Source organism: Brevibacillus sp. NRS-1366, assembly GCF_050467985.1.
Window position 1 is genome coordinate 1 of sequence record NZ_JBITPN010000008.1, and the last position, 11,594, is coordinate 11,594.

Genomic DNA, 11,594 nt, shown 5'->3' on the forward strand with positions numbered 1-11,594 from the left:
ACTTTCTGGACAGCCCCTTTTTGTTTGGTTTAATGAAAAATAAAAGGAATGTGCCATCACTGAAATGCGAAAATTTCCGTTTAACATATTCATTGTTATATGAGCAAACTATAGGAGAAAGGAGCAGGGATGATAAAAATCCTGTTCCTTTTTGCAGTGAGCAATTAGAGTATCAGAGGATTTAGTCAATTGATAACAAATCCATCGTAGTAAGGGAGGGTGGGAGAGTCAGGTTCTGACAACCAAACGATGGAGCATATAGGTTAATTGTGATTAACGGGTCAAGGAATTTGTAGAAGAAGAATGATGGACAATATAAACGAGAATAAATATTTCATAATTCAATTTTGATAAAAGCTCGGACAATAAACCATTACTTTTAACACTATCAATAATCAGTTCATAAAAATGATATTTTATGAACTGAAGCTTTTTTATGCGAAAACAAGAAAGAGAGGCTCACGTTACCTCGTTTTTATAGATGGATAAAGTTAATCATTGCCTCCGTGTTTTAGAATAGATGCTGGAATACTAGAAATTATTTCGTTTGTATTATAAACAACAATTTACATGTTATTGATAATAATAATTCTGTGCTTACACGTCACATATCATCAGTTTTACACAACTGGACATAGACGCTTAAATCTTGTAATCCGTATTTTATTCGGACATTTATATACAGCTGTACAATTAGCAGCTTAGCTCAGTCATTCGTATTCATAGGTTCATTAATTCGTGCAATCCATATCCAGTTCATTTCTTTTCTTTTTATCAGTTTACATAATATATATTCTGGAATGGGAAAACGAGAGTTATAGAGTCGGTCCGATAATTATTGGTGAGTCCGGGGGAGTTATGGGTCGCGTCCTTGGTACTTATGTTTAACAACATCTTGTTGTCCTAAACAATAAGGAGCATGCTATTTTAAGTTTGATACAAGACAATTTGGATAAAACTAAAGTGATAAGATACAAATCACTGTAGGTGAGAAAAATGTCTCAGTTTTTAACAAGAAAGATATCAAATAAGTATCTTGGAGTATCTAGAGTAATCAAAGCCCGGAATAGCTTTGAACTAAATAGTAAGGTTGCGAAGCAACTTCAGCAATGGAAAGAACGGGAGAAGAAAGAACGTCAAAAAGCACTTGTGTCTGATTTAAAGGCTCTCGCTGAAATTAACACTAGAGAAGCACAAGACAATATTGAAGCCTTCCGATCAATTCTAAGAAGGGGATTACAAACTAAACAGATAATCCATTGGGAGTCTTTATATGATCAGACTGTGTTTAAGGAACCACCAACATTAGAGGCGTTCTTCATAAAATACAATGTTCCCAGGGAAGAAAAATTAATTGAGTTCTTTTTACCTTTTATTAAGCGAAATCGTTTGGAGCTCATTGAAAAGGCAAATTCTGATTTCAAATTAGAAGTGCAGAAGTATTTGAAAGATAGGGAGTCATTTTACCAAGAACAAAAAGAGCATAATGATAGAATAAATACATTTAAGTCAAATTTTGAGTCTGGAATGCCAGAGGCAGTCGTTGAGTACATCGAAATGATCTTGGAACAATCAACATATCCAGAGTATATAACCAAGACATTTCTTGTCCAATTCGAAGAGAGTTCGGATGTTCTTGTTGTTGACTATGATTTACCTACTCCAAATCAAATACCAAAAACCACGGAATTCAAGTTTGTTTCCACAAGAAAAACAATCGAGCCAAAAGAAATGAAGCAAAAAGACTTTCAAGTCTATTACGAAGACATCACTCTTCAGATAGCCTTTCGCACTATCCATGAAGTATTTGACTCCACATATAACAACAAAATAAAGCATGTTGTTTTTAATGGGTGGGTAGATGGAATTGATAGCTCGACTGGAACAGACTTTCGATCTTGTATCGTCAGTCTGCAAATGACAAATGCGCAATATCGAGGTTTAAATCTTGAACGTATTAACCCAAGAGACTGTTTTAGAAAACTTAAAGGTGTTCATGCTGGTATATTAACTGAGCTTGTACCAATTAAGCCTGTTTTACAATTAAATAAAGATGATAGTCGGTTTGTGGAAACTAGAGATGTATTGGCAGAACTTCATTCCATCCCTAACCTTGCAGCCATGGAATGGGAAGACTTTGAACACCTAATAAGTGAATTGTTTAATGAAATGTTTAGTGAACGTGGAGGGGAAGTAGTTGTTACTCGTAAAATTAGAGATTTAGGTGTTGATGCAGTCGTATTTGATGAAGACCCTTTATTAGGTGGCAAATACATAATTCAGGCTAAACGGTACAATAACATCGTTCCACCATCAGCAGTACGTGAATTGTACGGTACTATGAGCCATGAAAATGCAAGTAAAGGTTTTCTAGTTACAACAGGATGGTTCGGCCCTGAGTCATATGAATGGGCAAAAGATAAGCCTATTAAATTAATTGATGGAAATGAATTAATAGGAATGCTAAGTAAGTTAGGGCAAACGGCCAGGATAGACTATACAAAAAAACGAAAACGCTAATTCTGTACAGAATCGGGGTTCTTTCTCTTGGTAACGCTTAGATTATAGACTACAAAGACTTCACATAAATACAGATCCGATAAATTCTCGGGTCTGTTATTTTTTACTTCTCTCATAGAGGCGTATGTGCTAGTCTTTTAATGTAATTTATTGTTAGAATTTGTCATAACTAACTCGTTTCTTAGGTTCAATTTAAATTAAAAGTAGGAGGAATAATATGAAATTCGTAGAGATGCACATTAAGCATTTCAGAAACTTTAGCGAAGTTAGAATAGAATTAGACAATAAAAATGTAATATTTGGTATGAACGATGTGGGGAAAACAAATCTCTTATACGCAATTAACTAGATAGGGAAATTAGAAAACACAAATTTACCAAGTCGGATTACCACAAAAATGATACCAGTATAAAAATAGAGATAACATTGACACTCGATTTATCGGATTTTGACGAAAGTGAAGATACGAAAAAACTTGTCGCACAGGCAAAAGGAGCACGAACTTCTGAAAATGCGGATACGTTTTATATTAAATTAGAGTCTGAATTCGATGAGAAGGAATTATTTGGGGAACCCATCTTAAAGTGGGGAGCAGACCTTAACAACCTTATGGATATTCCAACAAGAGGTACATCATATGCTCTTGATAATATCTTCAAAGTTGTATATGTAAACCCTTTGATAGATCTAGAGGTACTGTTCAGTAAACATAAAAATATTATTTTTGACGAATCAAATAATGATGAGAATGATGTCGTGATTATTAACGAAATAAAACATCCGATAAAACAGAGCTTTCTGGAGGTATTTTGAAAGCATCGAGATGACGAACTTCAGCGTTATCTTTCAGACGAGAAGCAAAAAAGATGCCTTTGTCCGTATATTCATCAAACTTTCCGTAATCCACGTAACCTCGATCGAAGACGTACATGGCTCCCATCTCGTCAATCAACGATTCCATTTGTGTACGGTCGTTGGACTTGGCACCCGTAAGGGTGATCTTTTCAGGGTACACATCCTCCTGGCTGGCAAAGACGAGACGAAGGTGAATCTTGATTCCAGCCTTGGTTTTTCGGAAGGTTGCCCATTTGTACTTCTGCAAACACAGCCCAATGGTAGTTGAATCGATGATTTTGATGTCTTTTCGAAGAGAGTAGGTGTTGCCCGAAGCATTCTGAATCTGCTGTACTAGATCGACAAAAATTTCTTCAAGCAAAGCAGGCTCTACTTGATTATTTTTCGGCTAAGCTGTGCGGGGCTGATCGATGAAAGTCCTAATTCTCGCTGAATTTCCTTTGATAGAACATCATCTGCAATGGCTCGAAGTCCTTCTCGTTGCTGAAGTTGTGCATGTAAAAACAAAAGGAGATACGCTTTGGTCGTCAGTTTTTTCACGTACTTGTCTTGGACGGTTTCGTCGATACGTTGCTGAAATGTCACAATATTGATGGGTGCAACCCATTTACCAAATGATGAAAATAGGGTATTCTTGTCCATGGCTGTATCCTTTGCGTTGGTTTTGGACAGGAACTACCTGACCTTACCAGTGTAAAGGATTTTTTTTGTCCTACGGACACACATGGAAAAAGTCGGAATTATCAAATTATATTAATGCAACGCTAGTGTCCCCCGCCATCTCATGAATTTCAACATCATTGCTGTCAAATTTCAGGAGAGCAGTGCGATCCAGAAAAGCTCGATCCACTAAATTTTCGATATATACGATAACTACATTGATCAGACCATCCGAAGAATGAATATGTCGGATGGTTAGATCATCCACTTCACGGAAGTATTCATTTTGTAAAATATGCTGATTTTCTTCAACATCTTTTGAGACCATAATATTGTCGACCTGGAATTCACTTGCGTAGGATTCTTCTTCCTTATTTTGTATAAACCTTTTGGAAAACAATCACAAAAACCCCCTTAGCACAAGTCATTTTCTCGTCGGCAATAAAGCAAATTCTGTAAGGTGAAGTATTACCAATCAATTGGTATTTTATGTGAGTTAGATGTATATTTAGTTGTTATCCCTAAAGGTGTCATGGCCAGATTTGCCGTCAACCTAAAGAGAATATTGAAAATGATGAGCTAGGAAACGGTCCGCACGGACCTGCAATGACAACAAAAAGACGACCCGCAACTCCAATAACTGGAAAAGGGTCGTCTATTCGTTTCCTTTAATGACTCCACCTAAACTAGAAGTTCTTCAGTGGCCTCGTTTTTGGCGGGGCCGTTTAAAGGCTTGAATGCTATGAACATGCCAGTGCGGAGTTGCCTGGACACCCGGGTCAACCTGCAGCAGTATAGAAAAATGACCGAAAACGAGGTCGCAAAAAAGCAGCTTGACGAAAAATTCAGATATTTTAATTTTTGTGTTATGATTACCGAAGGTAGTGAATTTTATGTTGACGGTACGGATCAGAATTTGGTTACGTCAACAGGTTCGATCCCTTGTTCGTTGCAAAACGCAAGGTAGCGCTCTTGCATCGTTTTCCACGTTTCAATAAAGATCATGTTTCCTTGATCATCGCGGAATTCAATTACGCCGTTAATGATAATAAAGATGACGATATCATCGTCGCCCGGCTCAGCGACAAAAGTATGGACCGAGTTTGCCGGTTCATAGATGACCGATCCGGGGCCGGCTACCCAGTCATGCTCTGTATAGCGCCAGTGTCCCTGAAGATTGTAAGCGATTACAGTTCCGTGATGACAGTGGATTCCCAGAGAGGAACCAGGTTTGGCCCGGAACATGACAATGAACTCGCCTGATACCGGGTTTGCTTTCACCAGTTGCATGTGAACTCCTTCGGCATACGGAAACCAGGGTAAGCTGTTGGTATCCACATGATTCGCGTCTAACGTTTGTCCTGAATGTACACTCATCGTGATTACACCCTTTCTTTATTGAATGATTAGGCATTTGTCTTGAACGCCATAGGAGCATCGTATCAGCAACACCTAACGGATTTCTTACAAGGACACAAAAAGTTCTTACAAAGTAAGTGAATAAGGGGGGAAGTGATGATGAAGATTATTGAGTCGAAACTGAGCATTCCTGATTTCTCGCCATATCTTGTCAGAGACAGGTTGTTCTCCTTTCTTGAGAAGAATCTTGACCGCTCCCTGGTCTGTCTGACAGGAGACGCCGGGTATGGGAAGACCACACTTCTCTCGAGTTTTATCAAAATAAAAGAGATTCCAACGGTTTGGTATCAAGTTGGGCACGCAGATCGTTATCCGCACGTCTTTCTCTCCTATTTAAAAGCAGGGGTAAGCAGGATCATGCAGCACGAAGTCGAGGCGGTGTACGTTCAGCCTGAGTGCATCGAGGAAGAGCTGCAGCAGCTTCTGAATTTGCTTTCGACCTGGCCGACGCGCTTGCTGATTGTCTTGGATGACTATCAATGGGTAGATCAGAGCAAGCAGATTCAAGAGATGGTGGCCAAGCTGGCGCTCCATTCGGCGAAAACGATCACCTTCGTGATTACCAGCCGGGTTCGTCCTGCGTTGCCGCTCGTGAAGCTGAGATTGCAACAAAATCTGGTAGAGCTGAAGACGCGTGATTTAGCCTTTAGCAAAGAGGAAACCAATCAGTTCTTCAATCAGCTGCATCATCTTCATTTGCAGGAGCATGAAATTGAGTTTGTCGTCAGTCGTACAGAAGGTTGGATTGCCAGCTTGCAGCTGATTTACGATCTAATCAAGGAGATGAGTAATGCGCAGCGACATCGATTCTGGTCCGATTTCAAGGGAATTCCGGATCTTTATGATTATTTGGGCAGCGAAGTGCTTGCCTCACAACCAGACGACATTCAACAGTTTCTTTGCAAGACCAGCTTGCTCGCTGAATTGCAGGAAAACATCGTTAATCAATATTTGGATATCGATGATACGAAAAGCGTGCTGGACCATCTGCTTGCCCACCATTTGTTTATTTACCGGACGGAAGAAGGAGCCTACAAATACCATCAGTTGTTACGAATGTTTTTGTATGAAAGGTTGATCAAGAAGTCTGACCAGCAACAGATCAATGCCTACCACCAAAAGCTTGCCCATATTTATGAAGGGAACTACCAGTTTTTTAACGCTTTTGCCCATTATATTGCAGGAAAAAATTACATGAGCGCCGCGAATGTGATGCGACAGATGACGGAGCGATATCATCCCGACCAGTTTATGATCCTATTGGACGGATGGCTGGAGACGATTTCGCCTGATCTTTCCCTTGTTAGCACGAACTCGTTTCTGCTCCGCTGTCTGCCTATATCTATACTCGATGAAATTGTCGTCTTTTTGGAGAAGAGAATCACTGCCTTGAAGCAAAAACAAAATCCGCTGACCATCGCTCATTATCAGCATCGGCTTGCCACAATCCAGTTTTTTCGGGGTGACCTTGCCCTATCAGAGAACCTATACCTGGAGTCGTTGGACGCGTCTCTGGCGACGAACGATTACGGCTTGATTGCGATCAATTTAAGCATGCTCGGTCAAGTGTATCTCTTCCTGAAAGATTTTGAGACGGCATTTCACTTTATCAAACGCTCGTTATCTTATTCAGAACCGTATGGCATCTCATTTTCTCAAATGCATTCGCTCTGGGTTCTGTCCGAAATCTATTTGGCTCAAAATGATCTAGACAAGGCTGAGCCAATCATTCGACAAACGATTGCCGTTTCCAGGCAATGTGATGAAGCATCCATAGTATTTCCTTACTGCTCGATGGTGAAACTGTTGCGGCTGCGTGGAAAGTATGCACAGGCAATTGAGTGGGCAGTCGATGCACTGCATCACGCAGACAAACTCAATATCGAACCGGACACTGGCTGGGTCTACATGGAGCTGGGGCTTACGTATCTCGCGAACGGACAGATGCAAGAGGCCAAAACGTATCTAAAGAAAGCGGAAGAGAAGCTTAAGCGGCAGCTTTGTTCGTATCTCAAAGAAGAGATTGAAAAGCTTCAGAGCAGAAACGATGTGCATTCCATTGAGGTACTGCAAAGGCAGCCAGATATCCTGACAATCCGTACATTAGGTCCCTTTTCGATGGAGTATGGGGGACAACCCATCCGCTTGCATCGGAAATCGAGCTTACGGCTGTTGCTCTATTTCATAGCGAATCGGGAAAGGAAGCTGATCAAGGACAGTATCCTCGATCAGGTTTTTCCTAACGGTTCGTTTCAGTCGATCAACAATCAGTTTTACGTGGCGCTTTCGGCACTCAGGAAGGCACTCGAACCGACTCTGCAATCAGGACGGCAATCGCGTTTCTTTATACAATCGGGAGAACACTATACTTTTGTCGCGAAGGAATTGATGCTGGATGCTGACCGCTTTTTGCAGTTGGCAGCGGATCAACCCGATGGAGGGCAAGCGAAGCGGATCGAGCGATTGCGGCAATCGGAGCAGCTCTATAGTGGCGATTTTTTGGAAGAGTATCCATATGAGAGCTATCTGGAAGCGGAGCGAGAAAAGCTGCGTCGGGTCTATTTGAATCTTCTGCGGGAACTGGCAGGCTACTATTGGGAATGCAACGACTATCCCAATGGCATGAATTATTATGAGAAGCTGTTAGAAAAAGATCCGTATCTGGAAAATGTGTATGTGGAGTATGTTGAGCGGCTTTTACAAGCCAAGCTTGGCTCGAATGCCAGAGAGGTGTCGGAACGCGGCAACAAATATATCGAACAGGAGTTAGGCATTCCGATGCAAGGCAGTATCGATAAGCTGTTTCGAAAATATTCGTTGTAGCGGGATACTGTATCTGTTTGTAAGAAAGAAATGAACATTTGTAAGAAGTTTGTAAACCATTTCTCCTATGATGAAAGCGATTTCAAAAAAGGGAGGGATGAAGGTTGGCAAAATTGACAAACCAGATTGCATTCATCACAGGAGGAGGGCGCGGCATTGGACGCAGTATTGCGGAGCTTTTGGGGAAAGAAGGGGCTCATGTAATCGTGACTGATATCGATCTCGCCGGTGCGCAGAGCGTAGCAAACGAGATTGAACAAAAAGGGGGTAAGGCTGCATCGTTAGCATTGGATGTCAGTCAATCCAGCCAGGTTGCAGCCGTCATGAACCAGGTGGTGGAAAAGTTTGGCCGGATCGATATTTTGGTAAACAATGCAGGGATCGCTGGAAATCCCAAGTGGGTGGACGAGATTAGCGATCAGGAATGGACACGGATGTTCGATATCCATGTCAACGGGTCGTTTTACTGCTTGCGGGAAGCGGCCAAAGTGATGAAGAAAAATCGGTATGGGCGAATCGTCAATCTGTCTTCCTGTGCAGCCGTGACCGGACTGGCTGGGCTGTCCCATTACGCTGCCGCCAAATATGCCATCGTCGGGTTAACCGAGACTGCGGCGATGGAACTTGGCGTATATAATATTACAGTAAATGCAATCAAGCCGGGAGTGATTCGCACCGCCTTGACGGATGGATTTCTGGAATTGGCAGGAAGCGTATTGACTGATGCGACACCGGTCAGGCGGCTTGGTGATCCGATCGATGTGGCGCGGTTGGTGACAGCATTGGTAAGCCCTGAGTTTGGGTTTGTCACGGGGTGTTCCTATATCGTCGATGGCGGATTCCATTTGGTTACTGAGATGGATAAGACGATGCTGAAGATGTTATCGTAAATGCCGAGAACGTGGCCACTCGATGGAGTATCATTATCCTCCAACTTTCCCACACTTTGATACTCAATAAACCCTTGAAGGGATTGAGCAAACTGGATAAAAACTTATTAAAAAGCTCCTGAAAATTCTCTTCCGACAGAAATAAATTAATAAATCAGAATTTAAGATATATTCGATCGAACGGAGAAGTAAGTAGGAAGTAGATATTAGGGGGATACGAAATGACAGAACATCACAACGATCTACTTATGGACAAACGACTGGAAATACCCGAATATTATAACTTCGCTGCGCAGGTCGAGCAGTACGCCCAAGCGAATCCGGAAAAGACAGCTCTGTTCGTATTAAGTGAAAGCGGGGAAGAAGTGAAGCTTTCCTACTCGCAGCTCAACCGTTATGCAAACAAAATCGGCAATGCGTTAAAGTCCTTGGGAGTTGCACATGGAGACAAGGTATTTGTGCTCGTTCCCAGAGGTGTCGAGGCGTACGGTATATACCTTGCCTTGATTAAAATAGGTGTTGTAGTGCTGCCTGGTTCAGAAATGCTGCGCAGCAAAGATATTGAGTACCGTGTCAACCATTCACAGGTGAAAGCGGTGATCGCCTTTGACGGAATCGTCGGTGAGGTGGACATAATCCGTTCAGAGTGTCCGTTGCTGGAGCATTACATCGTCCTTGGTGAAAGTCAACATGGCTGGTTATCTCTTGAAGAGATAATTGAACCGGCTGACGAAACTCTGGAAGCAGCTAACACTCGTTCAGACGAGCTTGCTTTTCTGTCCTATACATCAGGAACTACAGGCGGACCCAAAGGAGTGATGCATGTACACAGTTGGCCGTTTGCCCATCTGGCGGTAGCAGCTACGTACTGGCTGGACGTGCAGGAAAATGATCTGGTCTGGGCGACAGCAGGGCCAGGTTGGGCCAAGTGGATCTGGAGTCCATTTGTCTCCGCGATTGGAAAGGGAGCTACCGCGTTTGTGTACAAAGGCAGATTCGCTCCTGAGGGGTATCTGAAGCTGCTGGAGCAATATCCGATATCCGTATTATGCGCCACACCGACTGAATACAGGCTGATGGCGAAAGTATCTGATTTGGAGCGTTACCAGATTACCGCCCTGCGCTCTGCCTGCTCGGCTGGTGAACCGCTAAACCGTGAAGTAATCGATACCTTTCAAAGAGTGTTTCATGTGACTGTACGAGATGGTTACGGTCAGACGGAAAATACACTGCTCATTGGTACCTTTAAAGGGATGGAGCCGCGTCCAGGGTCGATGGGAAGACCGTCACCTGTTGTAGATGTTGCAATCGTAGATGAGAACGGAGGCGTCCTGCCTACAGGGGAAGTGGGAGATATAGCCATCGACCGCAAGATGGTTGCTCTGTTTAAAGGATATTTAAACGATCCAGAGCGGACCAATCGTGCTTTTCGTGGCGACTGGTACGTGACCGGTGATCAGGGCAAAATGGATGAGGATGGGTATATCTGGTTTGAAGGACGTTCTGATGATATCATCATTTCTGGTGGTTACACGATCGGGCCGTTTGAAGTAGAAGATGCGTTGGTGAAGCATTCAGCCGTGGCGGAATGTGCTGCGGTAGCCAGTCCGGACCCTGAACGCGGACATATCGTAAAAGCCTTTGTCGTTCTGAAAAAAGGACATACAGGCTCCGATGAGTTGATACACGAATTGCAGGACCATGTGAAACGATTGACCGCTCCTTACAAATATCCGCGCAAAATTGAGTTTATCGACGATCTGCCCAAGACTACTTCTGGTAAAATTCGTCGTATTGAATTGAGACAAGCGGAGAAACAGCAAAAGAGTGTAATGTAGAGAAAAAGACAGCAGCTTGTTCCCAGCGAATAAGATCGAAGTCGCAAGCAGCCTCCTTGCCTGAATAGGGATAAGGGGGTTTTTGCTGATGGAACAGTGCTGTTTTCGTAGGCAGCCTTTTTGCTGATTGACCATATCCTGTTTTGTGGCACGGTAAACTTATTTCATGTGACAAAAATTTGCTGATCATGTGATAACATACATAGTGGGGGCACCAGTAAGAAAAGCATTCTCTGTAATAACGGAAGGATCAAAAAGACAGTGATGCACGGTTTAGCACTTGCTTGCATTATTCTTAGACTTAAAAAGAGCTGTGAATCGAAAGCCTTTTGTTTAAAGATCATCAGCCTTGGATACGGACCATTAAGGGCGAACTGAACCAGTTGAAGGGAAAAGGGGAGTTCAAAAGGAGTGATCTCGTTTTTTATGCGTACGAAAGCCCCCAGTTAGATTGGGGTGGAAAGCTTATAGCTTTGAGCAGCCATTTTTTAACTCAATAGTTCAACACCCCCTAATTAAGTGATGCTGCTCAATCAATAAACTTAGAAGCCTTCCGGAATTAGATTTATCGTAAGCGTCAAACCCAGCC

Annotated in this window: 11 protein-coding genes; 7 read left to right on the plus strand and 4 right to left on the minus strand. The window is 42.5% G+C overall.

Translation table 11 applies throughout. The features are described 5' to 3' along the window. From ACIFQN_RS04700 to ACIFQN_RS04715, 4 genes are all read left to right on the plus strand, one after another. On the plus strand, nucleotides 1–185 hold a 185-nt coding region (locus tag ACIFQN_RS04700), incomplete at its 5' end, for a hypothetical protein (protein WP_429831885.1). 811 nt (nucleotides 186–996) lie between these two features. Further along, complete coding sequence (locus ACIFQN_RS04705) at nucleotides 997–2,520, plus strand: restriction endonuclease (protein WP_429831886.1); 1,524 nt, start codon at nucleotides 997–999, stop codon at nucleotides 2,518–2,520. A gap of 217 nt (nucleotides 2,521–2,737) precedes the next feature. Beyond that, a complete protein-coding gene (locus ACIFQN_RS04710; RefSeq protein ID WP_429831887.1) occupies nucleotides 2,738–2,869 on the plus strand; it encodes an AAA family ATPase in 132 nt (43 codons plus the stop codon). 77 nt (nucleotides 2,870–2,946) lie between these two features. Beyond that, the gene (locus ACIFQN_RS04715) at nucleotides 2,947–3,333 is read left to right on the plus strand and encodes a hypothetical protein (protein WP_429831888.1); all 387 of its coding nucleotides are present in this window, start codon (nucleotides 2,947–2,949) and stop codon (nucleotides 3,331–3,333) included. Here the strand turns inward: ACIFQN_RS04715 and ACIFQN_RS04720 are convergent. The 4 genes from ACIFQN_RS04720 to ACIFQN_RS04735 all read right to left on the minus strand — a co-directional run bounded on the left by ACIFQN_RS04720 (nucleotide 3,284) and on the right by ACIFQN_RS04735 (nucleotide 5,412). Next, nucleotides 3,284–3,736 carry a transposase gene (locus ACIFQN_RS04720; protein ID WP_429831889.1) on the minus strand — a complete coding sequence of 151 codons (453 nt, stop codon included), beginning with the start codon at nucleotides 3,734–3,736 and terminating at the stop codon, nucleotides 3,284–3,286. The genes ACIFQN_RS04715 and ACIFQN_RS04720 overlap by 50 nt on opposite strands. An 8-nt stretch (nucleotides 3,737–3,744) precedes the next feature. Further along, a complete protein-coding gene (locus tag ACIFQN_RS04725; RefSeq protein ID WP_429831890.1) occupies nucleotides 3,745–4,017 on the minus strand; it encodes a DUF4372 domain-containing protein in 273 nt (90 codons plus the stop codon). A gap of 106 nt (nucleotides 4,018–4,123) precedes the next feature. Beyond that, nucleotides 4,124–4,435 carry a hypothetical protein gene (locus tag ACIFQN_RS04730; RefSeq protein WP_429831891.1) on the minus strand — a complete coding sequence of 104 codons (312 nt, stop codon included), beginning with the start codon at nucleotides 4,433–4,435 and terminating at the stop codon, nucleotides 4,124–4,126. Between the two features lie 509 nt (nucleotides 4,436–4,944). After that, a complete protein-coding gene (locus ACIFQN_RS04735; RefSeq protein WP_429831892.1) occupies nucleotides 4,945–5,412 on the minus strand; it encodes a 2,4'-dihydroxyacetophenone dioxygenase family protein in 468 nt (155 codons plus the stop codon). 138 nt (nucleotides 5,413–5,550) lie between these two features. Here ACIFQN_RS04735 and ACIFQN_RS04740 point away from each other — a divergent pair, with 138 nt between their 5' ends. From ACIFQN_RS04740 to ACIFQN_RS04750, 3 genes are all read left to right on the plus strand, one after another. Beyond that, on the plus strand, nucleotides 5,551–8,277 hold the full coding sequence (locus tag ACIFQN_RS04740) for a BTAD domain-containing putative transcriptional regulator (RefSeq protein WP_429831893.1): 2,727 nt from the start codon (nucleotides 5,551–5,553) through the stop codon (nucleotides 8,275–8,277). A 104-nt stretch (nucleotides 8,278–8,381) separates the two neighbouring features. Further along, nucleotides 8,382–9,167 (plus strand): SDR family NAD(P)-dependent oxidoreductase, encoded by a 786-nt coding sequence (locus ACIFQN_RS04745; protein WP_429831894.1) that lies wholly within the window; start codon nucleotides 8,382–8,384, stop codon nucleotides 9,165–9,167. 221 nt (nucleotides 9,168–9,388) lie between these two features. After that, complete coding sequence (locus ACIFQN_RS04750; RefSeq protein ID WP_429831895.1) at nucleotides 9,389–11,005, plus strand: acyl-CoA synthetase; 1,617 nt, start codon at nucleotides 9,389–9,391, stop codon at nucleotides 11,003–11,005. Nucleotides 11,006–11,594: the final 589 nt, after the last annotated feature.